Origin of the sequence: Aquitalea sp. FJL05 (assembly GCF_003852595.1) — a bacterium.
GTDB lineage: Bacteria > Pseudomonadota > Gammaproteobacteria > Burkholderiales > Chromobacteriaceae > Aquitalea > Aquitalea aquatilis.
Genome location: NZ_QAJS01000003.1, coordinates 176,492 through 195,879, shown reverse-complemented (window position 1 = coordinate 195,879; position 19,388 = coordinate 176,492). Strand labels below are relative to the sequence as shown.

General features: G+C 62.0%; 18 protein-coding genes. 11 read left to right on the top strand and 7 right to left on the bottom strand.

Translation table 11 applies throughout. The features are described from left to right. Positions 1–308 precede the first annotated feature (308 nt). The 3 genes from DBR44_RS02980 to parC are packed head-to-tail and all read right to left on the bottom strand — an operon-like array spanning position 309 to position 5,516. Positions 309–1,640, bottom strand: a complete 1,332-nt coding sequence (locus DBR44_RS02980; RefSeq protein ID WP_124641901.1) for a sigma-54 dependent transcriptional regulator — start codon at positions 1,638–1,640, stop codon at positions 309–311. Continuing rightward, the gene (locus DBR44_RS02975) at positions 1,633–3,186 is read right to left on the bottom strand and encodes a nitrogen regulation protein NR(II) (RefSeq protein WP_124641899.1); all 1,554 of its coding nucleotides are present in this window, start codon (positions 3,184–3,186) and stop codon (positions 1,633–1,635) included. The genes DBR44_RS02980 and DBR44_RS02975 overlap by 8 nt, the downstream gene beginning before the upstream one ends. Beyond that, positions 3,186–5,516, bottom strand: a complete 2,331-nt coding sequence (gene parC, locus DBR44_RS02970) for a DNA topoisomerase IV subunit A (protein WP_370449618.1) — start codon at positions 5,514–5,516, stop codon at positions 3,186–3,188. The genes DBR44_RS02975 and parC overlap by 1 nt, the downstream gene beginning before the upstream one ends. Before the next feature lie 170 nt (positions 5,517–5,686). Between parC and DBR44_RS02965 the strand changes: the two genes are divergently transcribed. Continuing rightward, positions 5,687–6,157: a GNAT family N-acetyltransferase gene (locus DBR44_RS02965; protein WP_124641895.1), complete on the top strand. Its 471-nt coding sequence runs from the start codon at positions 5,687–5,689 to the stop codon at positions 6,155–6,157. Positions 6,158–6,327: 170 nt separating this feature from the next. Here the strand turns inward: DBR44_RS02965 and DBR44_RS02960 are convergent, their stop codons facing one another. Continuing rightward, positions 6,328–7,059, bottom strand: a complete 732-nt coding sequence (locus DBR44_RS02960; protein ID WP_124641893.1) for a BPSS1780 family membrane protein — start codon at positions 7,057–7,059, stop codon at positions 6,328–6,330. Positions 7,060–7,386: 327 nt separating this feature from the next. On the opposite strand from DBR44_RS02960, the gene tkt reads away from it, so the two are divergent. The 9 genes from tkt (at position 7,387) to mobA (ending at position 15,517) form a co-directional block, all read left to right on the top strand. Continuing rightward, positions 7,387–9,372: a transketolase gene (tkt, locus tag DBR44_RS02955; RefSeq protein ID WP_124641891.1), complete on the top strand. Its 1,986-nt coding sequence runs from the start codon at positions 7,387–7,389 to the stop codon at positions 9,370–9,372. A 112-nt stretch (positions 9,373–9,484) separates the two neighbouring features. Then, entirely contained in the window at positions 9,485–10,498 is a 1,014-nt protein-coding gene (gap, locus tag DBR44_RS02950; protein WP_124641889.1) for a type I glyceraldehyde-3-phosphate dehydrogenase, read from the top strand. A 397-nt stretch (positions 10,499–10,895) separates the two neighbouring features. Further along, the gene (locus DBR44_RS02945) at positions 10,896–12,071 is read left to right on the top strand and encodes a phosphoglycerate kinase (RefSeq protein ID WP_124641887.1); all 1,176 of its coding nucleotides are present in this window, start codon (positions 10,896–10,898) and stop codon (positions 12,069–12,071) included. Positions 12,072–12,145: 74 nt separating this feature from the next. Beyond that, positions 12,146–12,775, top strand: a complete 630-nt coding sequence (locus DBR44_RS02940) for a LysE family translocator (protein WP_124641885.1) — start codon at positions 12,146–12,148, stop codon at positions 12,773–12,775. A gap of 113 nt (positions 12,776–12,888) precedes the next feature. Further along, positions 12,889–13,953 (top strand): class II fructose-bisphosphate aldolase, encoded by a 1,065-nt coding sequence (gene fba, locus DBR44_RS02935; RefSeq protein WP_124641883.1) that lies wholly within the window; start codon positions 12,889–12,891, stop codon positions 13,951–13,953. A gap of 77 nt (positions 13,954–14,030) precedes the next feature. Further along, positions 14,031–14,231 (top strand): hypothetical protein, encoded by a 201-nt coding sequence (locus DBR44_RS02930; protein WP_124641881.1) that lies wholly within the window; start codon positions 14,031–14,033, stop codon positions 14,229–14,231. Beyond that, entirely contained in the window at positions 14,228–14,479 is a 252-nt protein-coding gene (locus DBR44_RS02925; RefSeq protein ID WP_124641879.1) for a MoaD/ThiS family protein, read from the top strand. Before DBR44_RS02930 ends, DBR44_RS02925 begins: the two co-directional genes overlap by 4 nt. 1 nt (position 14,480) lies before the next feature. Continuing rightward, on the top strand, positions 14,481–14,939 hold the full coding sequence (locus DBR44_RS02920) for a molybdenum cofactor biosynthesis protein MoaE (RefSeq protein ID WP_124641877.1): 459 nt from the start codon (positions 14,481–14,483) through the stop codon (positions 14,937–14,939). Next, positions 14,936–15,517: a molybdenum cofactor guanylyltransferase MobA gene (mobA, locus tag DBR44_RS02915; protein WP_124641875.1), complete on the top strand. Its 582-nt coding sequence runs from the start codon at positions 14,936–14,938 to the stop codon at positions 15,515–15,517. The genes DBR44_RS02920 and mobA overlap by 4 nt, the downstream gene beginning before the upstream one ends. Here mobA and DBR44_RS02910 read toward each other — a convergent pair. Continuing rightward, on the bottom strand, positions 15,465–16,406 hold the full coding sequence (locus tag DBR44_RS02910) for a LysR substrate-binding domain-containing protein (RefSeq protein WP_124641873.1): 942 nt from the start codon (positions 16,404–16,406) through the stop codon (positions 15,465–15,467). The genes mobA and DBR44_RS02910 overlap by 53 nt on opposite strands. A 200-nt stretch (positions 16,407–16,606) precedes the next feature. Between DBR44_RS02910 and DBR44_RS02905 the strand changes: the two genes are divergently transcribed. Beyond that, positions 16,607–17,569: a DMT family transporter gene (locus DBR44_RS02905; RefSeq protein ID WP_124641871.1), complete on the top strand. Its 963-nt coding sequence runs from the start codon at positions 16,607–16,609 to the stop codon at positions 17,567–17,569. 71 nt (positions 17,570–17,640) lie between these two features. On the opposite strand, the gene aroG is transcribed toward DBR44_RS02905, so the two are convergent. After that, the gene (aroG, locus tag DBR44_RS02900; RefSeq protein WP_124641869.1) at positions 17,641–18,717 is read right to left on the bottom strand and encodes a 3-deoxy-7-phosphoheptulonate synthase AroG; all 1,077 of its coding nucleotides are present in this window, start codon (positions 18,715–18,717) and stop codon (positions 17,641–17,643) included. A 159-nt stretch (positions 18,718–18,876) separates the two neighbouring features. Continuing rightward, positions 18,877–19,287 (bottom strand): RNA polymerase-binding protein DksA, encoded by a 411-nt coding sequence (dksA, locus tag DBR44_RS02895; RefSeq protein WP_045845893.1) that lies wholly within the window; start codon positions 19,285–19,287, stop codon positions 18,877–18,879. Positions 19,288–19,388: the final 101 nt, after the last annotated feature.

Genomic DNA, 19,388 nt, shown 5'->3' with positions numbered 1-19,388 from the left:
GAACTATACCGCCGCACCCCACCTGCGTCAACACTTTGTGCGAAGAAAAGTGCAGATTCTGGCCAAACATCGACTCTCATCGGGCTAAGTGACTGAGGGGAAACGGCTTATGCCGTGGGGGTTTTATTACAGTCTTGCTGTGGGTGCGCAGAAACCGGCGCCTCCCCGTTCGCACTTGTCGTGATGGGTGGAGCTGGCTGGCGTAAAAAGGGGGGCACCACACCGACACCGACAGCAAAAAGCCCGGCTGACGCCGGGCTTTTTGCATGCTGAACACTATATAGAGGTAGCGCGCTTCCGCTGCGGGTCTATTTGATACCCAGTCTATCCATGCGGTAGCGCATGGAGCGGAAGGTGAGGCCCAACAGCTTGGCAGCCTGGGTGCGGTTGAAACGGGTGGCATCCAGCGCCTTGAGGATGGCCTCGCGTTCTACGCGGTCGAGGAAGTCCTGTAATGGTTCGCTACCGGCGTATTCGGCATTCTGTTCATCGTCGGACTGCGGGCAGGGCGTCAGTTGCAGGTCGAGTACGTCGACCTTGTCGTCGCCTGCCAACGCGATGGCACGCTCCAGGATGTTTTCCAGTTCGCGGAAATTGCCGGGGTAGTTATAAGCCAGCATGGCCTTGACAGCGGCCGGGGTCAGCCGTGGCCGGTTGTCTGGGGTGGCGAAGCGGTCGAGCAGCGCGCCGATGAAGCGTGGAATGTCGTCGCGCAGCTCGCGCAGTGGCGGCATGCGCAGTGGCAGTACATTCAGCCGGTAATACAAGTCCTGACGGAACTGGCCAGTGTCGGCCAGCGTGGCCAGGTCTTTATGGGTGGCGCAGATGATGCGGACATCGACGGCTTCTTCTTGCGGGCTGCCCAGCTTGCGTACTTTCTTTTCCTGAATGGCACGCAGCAGCTTGACCTGCATGGCCAGCGGCAGGTCGGCCACTTCGTCCAGGAACAGCGTGCCGCCATTGGCCTGCTGGAAAAAGCCGTCGCGATCGCTGTCGGCACCGGTAAAAGCGCCCTTGCGATAACCGAAGAATTCGCTTTCCATCAGGGTTTCCGGGATGGCACCGCAATTGACCGGTACGAAGGGGCGCTCGGCGCGCGCACTCTGTTCGTGAATCAGCCGGGCGGCCTGCTCCTTGCCGGTACCGGATTCGCCACTGATATAGACCGCCGCCTGACTGCGGGCCAGCTTGTCCACCATGCGCCGTACTTCCAGCATGGCGGCCGAATCACCCACCAGCCGTTCGATACTGAGCGGCTTGCCATTGCCTTCTACCTTTAATACCGATTTCACCAGCGTGCGCAGCTGCGCCAGGCTGATGGGCTTGGACAGATAATCGAAGGCACCGGCTTTCATGGCGCGAACGGCACTTTCGGTGCTGCCATAGGCGGTGATGATGGCGCTGGGTATATCCAGCGACTGGTCGGCAATGAACTGCACCACCTCGATGCCTTCGCCATCCGGCATGCGCATGTCGGTGAGGACCAGGTCGAAGGGCTCGCGCGCCAGCCGGGCGGTGGCTTCGCCGACATTGCCGGCGGTGACCACCTCCAGCCCCATCTTGATCAGGGTAAGTTCCAGCAGTTCGCGGATATCCGGCTCGTCGTCGACGACCAGCACGCGCAAGACTTTCTTATTCATAGGCATGATGACAGCTTAAACGGAAAACGCCGCCCGGCGGGATATAGTCGAGCCGTGCATCATTGGCCTCGGCCAATTCGCGGGCGATATACAACCCCAGGCCGGTACCGCTGCTTTCCGTGGTAAAGAAGGGCTCGAACAGGTGTGATTGGGCATCCTCATTCATGCCGGGGCCATCGTCGATGACGCGAATCAGCACCTGCGACTCCAGCTGGCTGATTTCGATGTGCACCGCGCCATGCACGCGCGAGGAGTGCCGCCAGGCATTGGCCACCAGATTGGACAATATCTGCCCCAGATGGCCACGGTCGAAATACACGCTGCTGCTGCTGTGAAAGGTGGTGAGAATGCGCCCGGCTGCTTCCGGCTGGGCCATGCCGAACTGTTCGAGAAAGTCGGCCAGGAATTGCGACAGCCGGATGGTTTCGGTCTTGACCCGGTCGCGCCGGCCCAGCATCAGGACTTCTTCTACCAGCCCGTTGATACGCTTGGCGTTGTCACGCACGATGCGGGTCAGCCTTTGCGTGGCGGCATCTTCTGCGCCTTCGGCCAGCAGGTCGCCGGCATGCGAGATGGCCGCCAGCGGGTTGCGGATTTCATGGGCGATATTGGCGGTAAGCCGGCCCAGCGCGGCCAGCTTGATGCGCTTGGCCTCTTCGGCCATATCCGCCATATCGCGCAGAAACATCACCACGCCGCGCAGATCGCCGGCCAGAATCGGCACCATGCGCCCGGCCAGCTGGCGGCCCCGCACATTGCGTTCGACAAACACCGGCATGGGCGAATGGCTGTTCAGCCGCCAGCGTTCGACGATGGGAGCCAGTTCCGGCAGCAGGATGCCGCGCTGCATGCCGGGAAAATAGCGTACGGCCTGGGCATTGAACTGCCGTACGGTACCGGTTTCATCCAGCACGATGACGGCATCGCGCTGGCTTTGCAGTACCAGTTCGTTCAAGCGGTTGAGGTTGGCGATTTCCCCGCCACGACGCGAGGCCAGCTCTTCCGACTCGCGCGCCACCCGCGCCAGCTGGTAGGTGACCATCGAGGTCACGAAGCCGGCCAGCGACAGCAAGCCGGTCTGGAAAAAGTCGGCGGAGCTGCCAAACAGTATCTCGTGGCGGTAATGCTCGTAGCCCACGTAACCGAACAGGCTGGCCGTGGCGATGGAGGCATAGAACAAGGCATAGCGGCCGGAGGACAGCAGCCCGGCCACGGCCAGATAGGGCAGCAGCAGCATGCCATAGCCGCTTTTCACCCCACCGTTCAGGCCCATCAGCAACACAATCATCAGGATGTCGGCAGCAATGGCCAGCGACAGCTGCAGGGTGTGAGCAATCTTGCCGGTGCGCAGGGCAAACCAGCAGAGGATCAGCCCGCCGTACACTACCGACCACAGATAGAAACGCGCACCACCATCGACCAGCGGCTGTCCTTCCGTGCCTTGCAGCATGGACATGAACAACAGCACCAGCAACATCAGGGCACGGAAGCCGTTGACGAATGCCAGTGCCTTGCGCGGGGTCAGCGGCAGCGGGCGATCCAGCATCAGGCAGTCTCGACCGACGGCAGGTCGCCAATGGCGGACACCGCCCATTTCTTCGGCATCAGCTTGCCTTTCTTGCCGCGCTTGGCGTCGAATTCGGCCAGCGCCAGCTTTTCGTCGGCCACTTTGCCGCGCACCGATACCGTGGCCAGCAGCGCCTTGTCGCCCTTGACCAGACCAATGGCGGTGACTGACTCACCGGCCTCCAGCCCCATCAGCATCAGGCCACGGCCCTTGGCCATTTCCTTGAGTTCGCCGGCGGGGAAGGCCAGCAAGCGGCCATTGTCCGCCGCGGCCACCAGCCGCAGCGCCGCCAGATCGGCCGTGGCGGCCACCGCCACCGGTGTCAGCACGCTTTCGCCTTCGTCCAGCGTCATGAAGGCCTTGCCAGCCTTGACCCGGCCCGACATGTCGGACAGCTTGGCGACAAAGCCATAACCACCGGAGCCAGCGACCACAAAGCGGGCTTCGTCCTTGCCGGAAATCATCTGCGCCGGCTTGGCGTTGTCCTGCAGGTCCACCAGCGAGGCCACCGGCACACCGTCGCCACGACCGGTGGGGACATCGGCCGGATCAATGGTGTAGGTACGGCCCTTGTTGTCCAGCACGATGACCGACCACACGGTGCGGGTTTCCACCACGGTGTGCAGGCTGTCGCCATCCTTGAAGGCCAGCGCCGACAGGTCGACATTGTGGCCAACCCGGGCGCGGATCCAGCCCTTTTGCGACAGGATGATGGTGACCGGCTCGTCGGCGATGGTCTGGGTCAGCACCGCACGTTCGGCCGCCTTGATTTCACTGCGCCGCTTGTCGCCGTATTTGGCGGTGTCGGCCATGATTTCATCGCGAATCAGGCGGGTGAGGGCATCCGGCGTATCCAGTACGTGGCGCAGGCCTTCGCGCTCTTCGCGCAGCTCGGACAGCTCCTTCTCCAGCTTGAAACCTTCCAGCCGTGCCAATTGGCGCAGACGGATTTCCAGAATGTCTTCGGCTTGCGCTTCGGACAGGCCAAAGGCCTTCATCAGGTCGGGCTTGGGTTCGTCCGATTCGCGGATGACACGGATGACTTCATCAATATGGATGAAGGCAATCATGCGGCCTTCGAGAATATGAATACGCTTTTCCACCTGGCCCAGGCGATGCTTGAGGCGACGGGTGACGGTGGTGCGGCGGAAATCGATCCACTCGGACAGAATGGCCTTGAGGCCCTTCTGCGCCGGGCGGCCATCCAGGCCGATCATCACCAGGTTCATCGAGGCATTGCCTTCCAGGCTGGTTTGCGCCAGCAGGATGTTGATGAACTCGTCCGGGTCCTGCCGGCTGGACTTGGGCTCGAACACCAGCCGCACCGGGCACTGGCTGTCCGATTCGTCGCGTACGCGGTCCAGCAGCGACAGCATCAGGCTCTTGAGGTTTTGCTGGTCTTGCGTCAGCGCCTTCTTGCCGGCCTTGAGCTTGGGGTTGGTGGCTTCTTCGATTTCGGCCAGCACCTTCTGTGCCGACGAGCCGGGCGGCAGCTCGGAGACAATGACGCGCCACTGACCGCGTGCCAGCTTTTCCACTTCCCACTTGGCCCGCACCCGCACGCTGCCCCGGCCACCTTCATAAGCAGTCAGGATGTCGTCGAAGGGGGTGATGATCTGGCCGCCGCCGGGGAAGTCCGGGCCGGGGATGTAGTCCATCAGCTCGCGCGTAGTCAGCGCCGGATTGGCCAGCAAGGCCAGGCAGCCGCGTGCCACTTCGGTGAGGTTGTGCGGCGGGATTTCCGTGGCCATGCCCACGGCAATGCCGGAAGCACCGTTGAGCAGCACCATGGGCAGGCGCGCCGGCAGCAGGGCGGGTTCTTCGAAGGCACCATCGTAATTGGGCACGAAATCCACCGTACCCATGTCGATTTCCGCCAGCAAGAGTTCGGCAATCGGCGTCAACCGCGCCTCGGTGTAACGCATGGCGGCAGCACCGTCGCCATCGCGGCTGCCGAAGTTGCCCTGACCGTCGATCAGCGGGTAGCGCAGGGTAAAGTCCTGCGCCATGCGCACCAGCGCCTCGTAGGCCGAGCTGTCGCCGTGCGGGTGGTATTTACCCAGGATTTCACCCACCACCCGTGCCGACTTCACCGGCTTGGCACCGTGTGCCAGACCCATATCGCGCATGGCATACAGGATGCGGCGCTGCACCGGCTTCTGGCCGTCAGCCACCTCCGGCAGCGCGCGGCCCTTGACCACGCTCATGGCGTACTCGAGATAGGCGCGTTCGGCATACAGATCCAGCGGGATGCAGTCGCCCGACAGCGCGTCGGCCGGCGGGGCCGGTGGCGCAGGGGGAACTAGCATGCCGGCGGCTGGCGGCGCTTCGTCAAAGAGATCGTTACTGTTCATGGGGCTGGGCTTGCTTGTGTGATAGGGTTTCAGCTTGTTCATTTGCAGTGCCGCCACGCTGCACACCGGCCATCAGCCGGGCAGGGTGGAGCACTGCGCCATTCATTATCGAGGGCAATTCTACTATGGCCAGCCTGTTGCAGTGGCAATGCCACCCGTTTGAGGGTTTTACCCCGCACGCGCTGTATGAAATGCTGCAGTTGCGCGACCGTGTTTTCGTACTGGAACAACAATCCATCTACGGTGATGTCGACGGCGTCGACCTGCATTGCCACCACCTGCTGGGGCGCGACGATCAGGGCCGCTTGCTGGGCTATGCCCGGCTGATTGCCCCCGGGGTCAAATACCCGGATGCCACCGCGATTGGCCGCGTGGTGCTGGAACCGGCGGCCCGCGGCAAAGGCCTGGGCAACCAGCTGCTGGCCGAGGCCGTGGCGCACAGTCTGCGCCTGTATCCGGCCGCAGCCATCATGCTGTCAGCCCAGACCGCGGCTCAGGGCTTGTACGAACGCTTTGGTTTTGTCGCCGTGTCCGAGCCCTATGACGATGGCGGCATCCTGCATGTGGACATGCGTCGCAGCACGCTGGCTGCCTAAGAAGCTGTTCATCGTCTGCTGGATTTAGTCGAAATGGGGTGATACCGCGTTAAAAACACCTGCGGAATGCTCATTTACTCTAGGTAAACTCCGCTTCCCCACTTCATTTCCGGTCGTTTTCGCCTTGTCTCACTCTAGCTCGCGAGACTTTGAACAGGCTCTAAGCCAGCTCAGGCTGGCCGTACGGCGAACAGGTCTTTCCAGCCGGTATAGGCGGTGACATACAGCACCGGAAACCACAGCAGCAGGCCAAGACCCAGCGGCAGCAGTGCCAGAAACAGCAGCAGCGCCAGCATGAAGGCCGACAGCAACACCGCCGGCCAGTTGGCGAGGCCGGCGCGGAAGCTGTCACGCAAGGCCTGCCACGGCCCCAGCCCGTTCAGCACCACCAGCGCCGGCGCAAACCAGTAACACAGGCTGAGCAGAAACATCAGCGCGGACGTCAGCAGCATGAAGGGGGCAATCGGGCCGCTGAGCTGTGGCAGCTCCTGTCCTGCCTGCGCAGCTGTCAGGTGAATGCCCAGCATGGGCATCAGCGCACTGAGCAGCATCATCGCCAGCAATAACAGCGCCAGATACAGCATCCCCACATTCAGCAAGGGCCGCAACGCCAGCCGAAACCCGGCAAACAGCGCCGCCATTTTCAGCTCCACCCCCTGCTCGGCCTGTTGCGCCGCCAGCACAAAACCGGCGGCGAAAATGGGTGCCAGAAAAAAGGTGAGCGGGGCACCCAGCAGCGGGATGGCCGCCACGGCAAAGTGGATCAGCAAATAGCTGCCAGCCAGCAGCATCCAGGTCAGCGGCTGCTGCCGCACCAGATAAAAAGCCTGCACGATCCAGCGCCAGCCCTGTGTATAGCCAACTTTGCGTGCATCGACGCGTGCCGAGAAATCTGTCTGCATGCTTGTCCCTGTCTGAATGGCTGGTGGTGAAATGTGAAAAACATCCGCCGACTGTCAATGAGGCGAGGGGGTGGCGTCAAGCCCGCACACCGGCGGCGCACCGGCAGGGTGGGTCAGCCACCATTCCCCCACACGACAGGCGGGGCATTGAAATTGCATGAAACTGGCGCACTACCTGTGCCGTGAAGGTTGCCGCAATGCGGCAAAATCAGGGATAATTCCATGATTTAGCGGCGGTTAATCCATGCCAGCGCCATGCGCAGGCCTGAAATCACTGCCGTACCGGTTCTGTCCCGCCCCCTTTACTGTTTTTGAGGTTTTCCCGAAATGGTCACCCGAACCGAGCTAGCCAACGCCATTCGTTTCCTGTCTATGGATGCAGTGGAAAAGGCCAAATCTGGTCACCCCGGCGCCCCGATGGGCATGGCTGATATCGCCGAAGTACTGTGGCGCGATCACTTGAAGCACAATCCCGCCAATCCTTCCTGGTCCAACCGTGACCGCTTCGTGCTCTCCAACGGGCACGGCTCCATGCTCATCTACAGCCTGCTGCATCTCACCGGCTACGATCTGTCCATCGATGACCTCAAGAACTTCCGCCAGTTGCACTCCAAGACCCCGGGCCACCCGGAATACGGCTATGCACCGGGCGTGGAAACCACCACTGGCCCGCTAGGCCAGGGCATCACCAATGCGGTGGGCATGGCGCTGGCCGAAAAGATGCTGGCCGCCCAGTTCAACCGCGACGGTCATACCGTAGTCGACCACAATACCTGGGTATTCCTGGGTGATGGTTGCCTGATGGAAGGCATCAGCCACGAAGCCTGCTCGCTGGCCGGCACCTGGGGCCTCAACAAGCTGATCGCTTTCTGGGACGACAACGGCATCTCCATCGACGGCCACGTCGAAGGCTGGTTCACCGACAACACCCCGGCCCGCTTCGAAGCCTACGGCTGGCAGGTGATCAAGAACGTCAACGGCCACGATCCGGTGGAAATCGCCACGGCCATCGAAACCGCCAAGAAGGGCGACCGCCCGACGCTGATCTGCTGCAAGACCACCATCGGCTTTGGCTCGCCCAACAAGCAAGGCACCCACGACGTGCACGGCGCACCGCTGGGCGCGGCTGAAATTGCCGCCGCGCGCGAAACGCTGCACTGGCCGCACGCGCCGTTTGAAATTCCGGCCGAGATCTACGCCGCATGGAGTGCCCGCGACAAGGGTGCACTGGCTGAAATCGAATGGAACAAGCAGTTCGATGCCTACCGTGCCGCTTACCCGGAACTGGCAGCCGAATTCGAACGCCGCATGCAGGGCGAACTGCCGGCTGCCTGGGCCGAAGCGCGCGACGCCGCCATCGCCAAGATCGTCGATGCAGCCCAGACCGTGGCCACCCGCAAGGCCAGCCAGATCGCACTGGAAGCCTTCTCGCCCAGCCTGCCTGAGTTCGTTGGCGGTTCGGCCGACCTGACCGGCTCCAATCTCACCAACTGGACGGGCTCCAAGTGGATTGACGCGGCCGGTAACGGCAACTACATCAGCTATGGCGTGCGCGAGTTCGGCATGGCCGCCATCATGAACGGCATGACGCTGCACGGTGGCCTGCGCCCCTACGGCGGCACCTTCCTGATGTTCAGCGAATACGCCCGCAATGCACTGCGCATGGCCTCGCTGATGAAGATCAACCCGGTATTCGTGTTCACCCACGACTCCGTCGGTCTGGGCGAAGATGGCCCGACCCACCAGCCGGTCGAGCAAGTGGCCACGCTGCGCATGATCCCCAATCACCACACCTGGCGTCCGTGCGATACCACGGAAGCCGCCGTGGCCTGGGCCCATGCCATCGAGCAGAAGACCACCCCGAGCAGCCTGATCCTCAGCCGCCAGAACCTGCCTTTCGTGGCGCGTGATGCCGGACAGATCGCGGCCATCCGTCGTGGCGGCTATGTACTGCGCGATGCCGCCGATGCCCGTGCCGTGCTGATTGCCACCGGTTCGGAAATCGAACTGGCACTGAAAGCACAGGAAGCCCTGGCCGCCGAAGGCATCGCCGTGCGCGTGGTGTCCATGCCGTGCAGCAATGTGTTCGACCAGCAGGACAAGGCCTGGCAGCAAAGCGTGTTGCCGGCCGGCCTGCCGCGTCTGGCCATCGAAGCCGGCGTGCCTGACTTCTGGCGCAAGTATGTCGGTCTGGAAGGCGATGTGGTCGGCATAGACCACTTCGGCGAATCCGCTCCGGCAGGCGTGCTGTTCAAGGAGTTCGGTTTCACCGTCGACAACGTCGTCGCCAAGACCAAAAACATCATTCATTAAGCCACACGGCCACCCCATCCAAAAACAAAGCAGGGGTGGCCTTATTTTCATGGTGTCTCCATTCTGACCCGCTCACGCGGCGAGGCACCAGACTTTCCGGGAGAGTAATAGCATGACCATTCGCATCGCGATCAATGGCTACGGCCGCATTGGCCGACAGGTACTGCGCGCCATTTACGAATACGATCTGCACAATGACTTCAAGGTAGTGGCCGTCAACGCCACCGGTGATCTGGCCACCAACGCCCACCTGACCAAGTTCGACACCGTGCACGGCCGTTTTCCGGCAGACATCGCTCATGACGAAGAAAACCTGCTGATCAACGGCGAGAAGATTCCTTTCTTCTCCACCCGCAACCCGGCCGAACTGCCGTGGAAAGCGCTGGACGTGGATCTGGTACTGGAATGTACCGGTGCCTTCACCAGCAAGGAAAAGTGCCAGCTGCATCTGGATGCCGGCGCCAAGAAAGTGCTGATCTCGGCACCGGGTGGCGACGATGTCGATGCCACCATCGTCTACGGTGTGAACCACGATGTGCTGACCAGCGCCATGACCGTGGTGTCCAACGCCTCCTGCACCACCAACTGCCTGGCCCCGGTGGCCAAGGCGCTGAATGACACCATCGGCGTGACCAAGGGCCTGATGACCACCATTCACGCCTTCACCAACGACCAGGTGCTGACCGACGTGCGTCACAAGGACCTGCGCCGCGCCCGTTCCGCCACCGAAAACATGATCCCCACCAAGACCGGTGCCGCCAAGGCCGTGGGCCTGGTGCTGCCGGAACTCAAGGGCAAGCTGGATGGCTTCGCCGTGCGCGTTCCCACCATCAATGTTTCGCTGGTAGACCTGACCTTCAAGTCCGGCCGTGACACCACCAAGGATGAAGTCAACGAAATCCTGCAGGCCGCAGCCGAAGGCCCGATGAAGGGCGTGCTGGGCTTCAACACCCTGCCGCTGGTTTCCTCCGACTTCAACCACAGCACCGAAGCCTCCACCTTTGACGCCACGCTGACCAAGGTGACTGGCGGCAATATGGTGAAGGTACTGGCCTGGTACGACAACGAGTGGGGCTTCAGCAACCAGATGCTGAAAACCGCGCGTGCCATGTTCGAAGCCAAGTAATCCCCACGGCCCGACAGGGCCGTGCTGCTTGAAACCGGCAGGCGGGTCATCACCGTCCCTGCCTGCCGGCCTGCCATGACAGACCCGCTGGCGCTCCGGTCGAGCCATGCTCCCGGCCAGCATCCGCCATGGTGACGGCAAGGGTTTTCGCTGCGGCTAGCAGCCTGCCGCCAGCCGTGCAAGCCCATACTGCTGTAATAAATACACTACTTGATCTGGTATCTGTTAAGCCTGCGGGCAGCCCGGTACAGTAGCTGGCAGCAACAACACCGCAGCAGGTCACTTCCCCCGGAATGGCCATGGCGGTGATGCTGTCACCGTCCTGAACAACGGTTGTACGGCCTTCCCCCACGAAGGCGGTCGCCAATTGCATCCAACAGATAAAAGCGAGCCACCGATGAAATTCAACAAACTGACCGAACTGGATCTGGCCGGCAAACGCGTGCTGATCCGTGTCGACATGAACGTGCCGGTGAAAAATGGCGTGATCGGCGACGACACCCGCATCCGCGCCAGCCTGCCCTCCATTGAACACAGCCTGAAGGCTGGTGCCGGCGTCATCCTGATGACCCACTTGGGCCGTCCTACCGAAGGCGAACCCAAGCCGGAAGACAGCCTGGCTCCGGTGGTGGAACGCCTGTCCACCCAGCTGGGCCGACCGGTACGCCTGGTCGCCGACTGGCAGTCCGGCCTGAACGTAGCCGCCGGCGAAGTGGTGATGCTGGAAAACGTGCGCCTGAACAAGGGCGAGAAAAAGAACAATGCCGAGCTGGGCCAGGCCTATGCCAGCCTGTGCGATGTGTTCGTCAATGATGCCTTCGGCACCGCCCACCGCGCCGAGGCCTCCACCCATGCCGTGGCCCAGTTTGCCCCGGTGGCCTGCGCCGGCATCCTGCTAGCCGCCGAGCTGGACGCCCTGGGCAAGGCCCTGCTGGCTCCGGCCCGTCCGCTGGTGGCCATTGTGGCCGGCTCCAAGGTATCAACCAAGCTGACCATTCTGGAATCCCTGGCCGACAAGGTCGACCAACTGATCGTCGGTGGTGGCATCGCCAACACCTTCCTGCTGGCCGAAGGCAAGAACATCGGCAAATCACTGGCCGAGGCTGACCTGGTCGATGAAGCCAAAAAGGTCATCGCCAAGATCCGCGCCCGTGGCGGCAATGTGCCGCTGCCCAGCGATGTGGTATGCGCCACCGAGTTTGCCGAAAGCGCCGTCGCCACCACCAAGAATGTGGCCGAGGTAAGCGCTGAGGACATGATTCTGGACATCGGCCCGGATTCGTCGGCCGAGCTGGCCGCCATTATCGCCAAGGCTGGCACCGTGGTATGGAACGGCCCGGTCGGTGTCTTCGAATTTGACCAGTTCGGCAACGGCACCAAGACCCTGGCCCAGGCCATCGCCCAGTCGCCGGCCTTCTCCATTGCCGGCGGTGGCGACACCCTGGCGGCCATTGCCAAATATGGCATTACCGACGACATCAGCTACATTTCCACCGGCGGTGGCGCTTTCCTGGAATTCCTGGAAGGCAAGGAACTGCCGGCCGTGGCGATTCTGGCCGAACGCGCCGCCTGATCACCCTAATCCTGTCTTGCAAGTGAATGGCGCGGCCGCCGCGCCATTCTCCCCACCCTTGCCGGAGTGCTGTCATGCCACTGAATACCTGGCTGCTGTTCATCACCACCGTGTTTTTCGTCTCGGCCACGCCCGGCCCCAATATGCTGCTGGCGATGACCCATGGCATTCATCATGGCGTGCGCCGCACCGCCGTGACCTGCCTGGGGCTGATGACGGGCCTGGGCATCATCATGCTGGGTTCGGCAGCCGGCCTGGGCGCCTTGCTCGCCGCATCGGAACAGCTGTTTTCCATAGTAAAATACGCCGGTGCCGCCTATCTGATCTATCTGGGCATCAAGACCTGGCGCGCCACGCCGCAACCGGTAACGGAAGTGGCCGACGACAACAGCAAGGCTCACACGCCCTGGGTGATGTTCCGCACCGGTTTTCTGGTGTCGATGAGCAATCCCAAGGCCTTTATCTTTTTTACCGCGCTGTTCCCGCAATTCATGGACGCGCGCCTGCCGCAGGGGCCGCAGCTGGCCATCCTGGCGGCCACGTTTTACGTGATCGAAGCCTCCTGGCAGTTTGCCTATGCCAGCGGTGGTGCCCGCCTGGCCGGCTGGCTCAACAGCGCCCGTCGCCTGAAGCTGGTGAACCAGGTGTCCGGTGGGGCCTTTATCGGCGCCGGACTGTTGCTGTCCGGCATTTCCCGGCGCTAGCGCAACACGCATACCGTATCGGATCTGTTATCGGGCTGGCTCTCCACAAGAGGTCCCGGCCCTTGATTTAAACCCCGTGCCGCCAGCAGGCGGTGCGACCTGAGGAGATTTTCATGGCACTCGTTTCCATGCGTCAGCTGCTGGACCATGCAGCCGAATTCAGCTACGGCCTGCCGGCTTTCAACGTCAATAATCTGGAACAGATGCGCGCCATCATGGAAGCCGCCGACAAGTGCGACGCGCCGGTGATCGTGCAAGCTTCGGCCGGTGCCCGCAAATACGCCGGAGCCCCCTTCCTGCGCCACATGATTCTGGCGGCCGTGGAAGAATTCCCGCATATCCCGGTGGTGATGCACCAGGATCACGGCACCAGCCCGGACATCTGCCAGCGCTCCATCCAGCTGGGTTTCTCCTCGGTGATGATGGACGGCTCGCTGAAGAGCGATGGCAAGACCCCGGCCAACTACGACTACAACGTGGATGTGACCCGTACCGTGGTCAACTTCGCCCATGCCTGCGGCGTGTCGGTGGAAGGTGAAATCGGCTGCCTGGGCAGCCTGGAAACCGGCATAGCCGGCGAAGAAGACGGCGTGGGTGCCGAAGGCGTGCTGGACCACAGCCAGCTGCTGACCGACCCGGAAGAAGCCGCCCGCTTCGTCAAGGACACCGGTGTGGACGCGCTGGCCATTGCCATCGGCACCAGCCACGGCGCCTACAAGTTCAGCAAGAAGCCCACCGGCGACGTGCTACGCATCGACCGTATCAAGGAAATCCACGCTCGCATCCCCAATACCCATCTGGTGATGCACGGTTCGTCTTCGGTACCGCAGGAATGGCTGCAGATCATCAATGAGTTCGGTGGCGATCTGGGCGAAACCTATGGCGTGCCGGTAGAAGAAATCGTCGAAGGTATCAAGCACGGCGTGCGCAAGGTGAATATCGACACCGACCTGCGTCTGGCTTCCACCGGTGCCATCCGCCGCTTTATGGCGCAGAACCCGAAGGAATTCGACCCGCGCAAATACCTGAAGGCCTCCACCGATGCCATGCGCGATATCTGTATCGCCCGCTACGAAGCCTTCGGTGCCTGCGGTCAGGCCAGCAAGATCAAGGCCATCAACCTGGACACCATGGCCAATCTGTATCTGAAGGGCCAGCTGGCGCAGATCATCAAATAAGCTGCCGCCACTGAATCGACCAACCCGCTGCCCTCAGCGGGTTTTTTCTTGCCCGCGCCAGGCTGGCCAACAGCAGCATGGCCGTCTCCCCCATCAGCAGCATTGGCGCTGCGCAGCCGATTGCTTACACTGCAGCCATGGCCGATCTCTTATCTCCCCTGGAATGGTTTTTTGTCGTCCTGCTGGCCGTGGTGCCACTGCTGGGACTGGGTTTTCATCTGTGGATCATGCTGCTGGGACACGACAAGGCCAGCACACAAGCGGAGGACAAGTCATGAAACTGAACATGGTGTATTTTGCCCGGCTGAAAGACAGCTTTGGCACCGGCCAGGAAAGCCTGGAAACCGAAGCCAGCAGCGTAGCGGAACTGCTGGTGGAATTGCGCCTGCGCGGTGGGAGCTGGGCCACCGAGTTGGGCCATGGCAAGACCTTCCGCGTGGCCTGTAATCAGGAGCTGGTCGACCCGGACAGCGCACTGCGCGATGGTGATGAAGTCGCCATCTTTCCACCTGTAACCGGGGGCTGAGATGCAGCCATTTACCGTGCGGGTGCAAACCGGGCGCTTTGATGCCGGTGCGGAAATCGACCGGCTGTCGTGCAACCCGGCCTGCGGTGCCGTGGTCAGCTTCAGCGGCCTGGTGCGCGATTATGGCGACCGCCAGGACGTGGCCGCGCTCGAGCTGGAACACTATCCGGGCATGACCGAGAAAGCCTTGCACGCCATCATCGAACATGCCGGCCAGCGCTGGCCGCTGCAGGCCGCCACCATCATACACCGCGTGGGTCATTTGCCGCTGGGCGAGCCTATCGTGCTGGTGGTCACCGCCTGCAGCCATCGCAAGGATGCCTTTGCCGCCGCGGAATTCCTGATGGACTTCCTCAAGACCGCCGCACCGTTCTGGAAGAAGGAAATCCTGCAGGATGGCAGCGCCCACTGGGTGGAAGCCAAACACAGCGATCAGGCCGCCATCGGCCGCTGGCAATGAACTATACCGCGCTGATTCTGGCCGGTGGCCAGGCGCGCCGCATGGGCGGTGTGGACAAGGGGCTGGTGAGCTTGGCCGGCCAGTCGCTGCTTGCCCATACCCTGCAAGCACTGGCCGCACAAAGCCAGCCACCACAGCACATCCTGATTTCTGCCAACCGCCATCTGGATGAATACGCTGCGTACGGCCATCCGGTATTGCCGGACAGCCTGCCAGACTTTCCCGGCCCGCTGGCCGGGCTGCTGGCCGGCATGCAGGCCGCGCCGGACAGCATCCTGCTGATGCTGCCCTGCGATGCGGTGTGCCTGCCAGCTGATTTTGCCGCGCGCTTGCTGGCAGCCCTGCCGAGCCAACAGGTGATCAGCGCCAGCGACCCAGCCCAATGGCATCCCAGCCTGCTGGCCTTGCAGCCCGGGCTGGCGGATGCGCTGGCTGCTTATCTGGCGGCGGGGGGGCGCTCCATCCGCGGCTGGCTGGCGACGCTGCAACACCAGAGCCTGCCCTTTGCGCAGAGCCTGCCCAATCTCAATACCCTGGATGCAGTCCGCCAGCTGGAACAGCAATGGCCGGCTGACTGACACTGTCCAGCAGCCAGCTTTTGAACAGCCGGGCATTGTCGCTCAGCGACTTGTGGCGGGGATGGGCGAGAAAATCCACCTTGCCGCTGACAAAGGCAAACGGCCCCAGCCGCTTGAGTACGCCCTGCTGCAGCAGATCATGTGCCATGAATTCCCAGCCCAACCCTATGCCCATGCCTTGCAACACGGCATTGAAGGCCAGCGTCACCTGATTGAACATCGGCACCCGCGCCGGCGGGCTATAAACCAGACCGAAATGGCCGAACCAGTCATGCCAGTTGATGCAGTTCCAGGCTGATGAATCGAGCTGGATCAAGGGCAGGGCAGCCAACTGCTCCACCTGGGTGATGGCCGGGTAGTCTAGCTGGGCGCTGTACACCGGGTACACCACCTCGGGAAACAGCGGCTCGGCCGCCAGCGAACTCCAGCGTCCGTCACCATAGAAAATGGCAAAGTCGTACTCCGCCACACTGGCCTCGTCCATGCTGTTGCTGGCGTGAATATTGACGGTAATGTCCGGGTGCTGCTGGCTGAAAGCCACCAGGCGCGGAAACAGCCAGAACTGCGCCACCGCATGGGTGCAGTTCACGGTGAGCGTGTGGCGGTTATGCTCGGCCTGCAGCCGTGCCACGCTGTGCAGCAGCGATTGCAGCATGGGGGATACCTCGCGCTGCAGCGCCAGCCCGGCTGGCGTAGGCTGGATGCCGCGCACCAGCCGCTCGAAGAGCGGCAGCTTGAGCCAGTCCTCCAGGGTGCGGATCTGCTTGCTGACCGCGCTCTGGGTCACGCATAGCTCGGTGGCCGCCTTGGTAAAGCTGCCATTGCGCAGCACAGCCTCGAAATGAATCAGGCTTTCCAGCGGTGGCAGGTTTTTCAGATAGCGACTCATGCAAGCTCCTTCCCCATTGTGTCCACCAGATGGTGGCATTCCCGATCCGCATCGTGTCATTGCCAGACTATTAATCCAGATAGGGTGACCACTGGCAAGCCATTCCTCTAAGGAATGCGTGAATGCCGAGATATCCTTTGTCGGGCAAGGCCGGCCGGCTTAGCCTTGCCCTTGTTTAGCACAATGGCAGGGAGCAGCAGATGAAACGGGGTATAGGCTATGCCGGCATGGCCGGGGCGGTGTGGGGACTGGTGCTGATGGTGCCGCAGGTATTGCCGGAATTCAGCCCCTGGCTGCTGTGCGCCGTGCGCTTCAGTCTGTATGGCTTGATTTCCCTGCTGCTGGCGCTGCCGCTGGCCGGCCGCCTGCGCGCACACTTGCAGCGCGAGGATATCCTGATGCTGGCCCGCCTGTCCTTGGTGGGTAATCTGCTGTATTTCATCCTGCTGGCCGCGGCCATCCAGTTGGTAGGCATTGCCCCGGCTTCGCTGATTGTCGGTGTGCTGCCAGTCACCATCACCCTGCTAGGACTGAAAGATGAGGGGGCCTTGTCGCTACGCCAGTTGCGCTGGCCGCTGGCGATGGTGCTGGCCGGCATTGTCTGCATCAATATCGATACCTTTGCCGGTAGCCATGGCAGCCAGAGCAGCTGGGCGCGGCTGAGCGGGGTGCTGGCTGCACTGGGTGCACTGGCCTGCTGGAGCTGGTTTGCCGCCAGCAATGCCCGCTATCTGCGCCGGCGGCCCTGTTTTGACAGCCATGAGTGGTCTTGCCTGCTGGGCATGGTCACCGGGGTGATGGGGCTGCTGCTGTGGCTGGCTTGCCACTGGCTGGGCCTGCCCATGGTCAGCCACGCCACCACGGCCCAGCACTGGCAGCTGTTCTGGCTGGCGGCAGCCGGCTGCGCGCTGGGCGGGTCCTGGCTGGCCAACGCGCTGTGGTACGCCGCCGCCCGCCGTCTGCCACCCACGCTGTCCGGCCAACTGATCGTGTTTGAAACCGTCTTTGCCTTGCTGTACGGCTTTGTCTGGCTGCAACGCTGGCCACGGCCGCTGGAGCTGGCATCCATGCTGTTGTTGCTGGGCGGCGTGTGCTGGGCAGTGCGTCGTCATGCCGAGCCGGAAACCAGCAGCCCAGGCCAGGTGGCGCTGCAAGGCAGCTGAACCTTGCTGTTTGGTACTGGTAATAAAAAACGCTGCCCAGGGCAGCGTTTTTCTTGCGGGAGACGACCGGCTTACTTGCCGCCGACCACACCCAGTTTGGCACGACGCGCCTTGACTGCATCAGCCAGGGTGGTCAGCAGCTTCTCGGTATCATTCCAGCCGATGCAGGCGTCGGTGATGCTCTGACCATAATTCAGCTCACAGCCCGGCTTCAGATCCTGGCGGCCTTCCACCAGATGGCTTTCCACCATCACCCCGAAGATGTGCTGATCGCCGGCGGCCATTTGGGCGGCCACATCATCGGCCACTTCCATCTGGCGACGGTAATCCTTGCGGCTGTTGGCATGGCTGAAATCCACCATCAGCTTTTGCGACAGGCCCACGGCGGCCAGTTCGGCAGCGGCCGCACATACGTGATCGGCCGAATAGTTGGGTTCCTTGCCACCGCGCAGGATGACATGGCAATCCGGGTTGCCACCGGTGGAAACGATGGCGGAATGGCCGGTCTTGGTGACCGACAGGAAATGGTGCGACACGCTGGCCGAGCGAATGGCATCCACGGCAATCTTCAGATTGCCATCGGTACCATTCTTGAAGCCCACCGGGCAGGAGAGGCCGGAGGCCAGTTCACGGTGAACCTGGCTTTCGGTGGTACGCGCACCAATGGCACCCCAGCTGATCAGGTCGGCAAAGTATTGCGGGGTGATCATGTCGAGGAATTCGGTGGCCGCCGGAATACCCATGTCGTTCAGGGTCAGCAGCAGGCGGCGGGCCAGGCGCAGGCCGGTATTGATATCGTAGGATTCATTCAGGTGCGGGTCGTTGATCAGACCCTTCCAGCCAACCGTGGTGCGCGGTTTTTCAAAGTAGACACGCATCACCACCACCAGCTCGCCAGCCAGGCTGTTGCGCAGGGTGGAGAGCTTGCGCGCGTATTCGATGGCTGCTTCCGGATCATGGATGGAACAGGGGCCGATGACCACCAGCAGGCGATCGTCCTCGCCGCGCAGCAGGGCCGCAATGTCCTTGCGCGTGGTGTAGATGACTTCGGAAGCGGTTTCGGTAATCGGCAGTTCGTACAGATGGGCGATAGGAGGCAGTAACTCTTTGATTTCGCTGATTCTTACGTCGTCGGTCTGGCGTTGCATGTTTGTCCCTAGCTGATATCGTTTTTACCTTGCATAGCAGCAAGATACCCGTACCAGCCAAGGCCGACAAGCCCTTATGTACTTGACAAGCACCGGCAAAAAAACAAAAAGCGCCATCGCAAGGCGATGACGCTTTGTTGGGCAGAACGCCGCAGCGGATCAGTCTGCGTACTGACGCTTCATGCGTTCGCGGCGTTCCTGGGCTTCCACCGACAGGGTAGCGGTGGGACGGGCCATCAGGCGGCGCAGGCCGATGGGCTCACCGGTGTCTTCACAGAAACCATAGGAACCATCGTCAATCTGACGGATGGAGGCCTGGATCTTCTGCAGCAGCTTGCGCTCACGATCGCGGGTGCGCAGCTCCAGTGCATACTCTTCTTCCAGCGTGGCCCGGTCCGCAGGGTCCGGGGTTGCTTCCTGCTCTTGCAAATGGTTGGCAGTGGCATTGGCGTTGATCAACAACTCCTGCTGCATCTGCAACAACCGGTCTTTGAAGAACTCAAGATGGTCGGCGTTCATGTAATCATCGCCTTCCCAGTTGAGAATATCTTGTTCGGTCAGCTTGGCCATAATTTTGGTGCTTCCAGCATGAGAGTTGGCAGACAGGCGAAGAAGATTACCCACGGTATCGGATTTGTGCAACTGCCAACGACAATTCGCCTTCTTCGGCG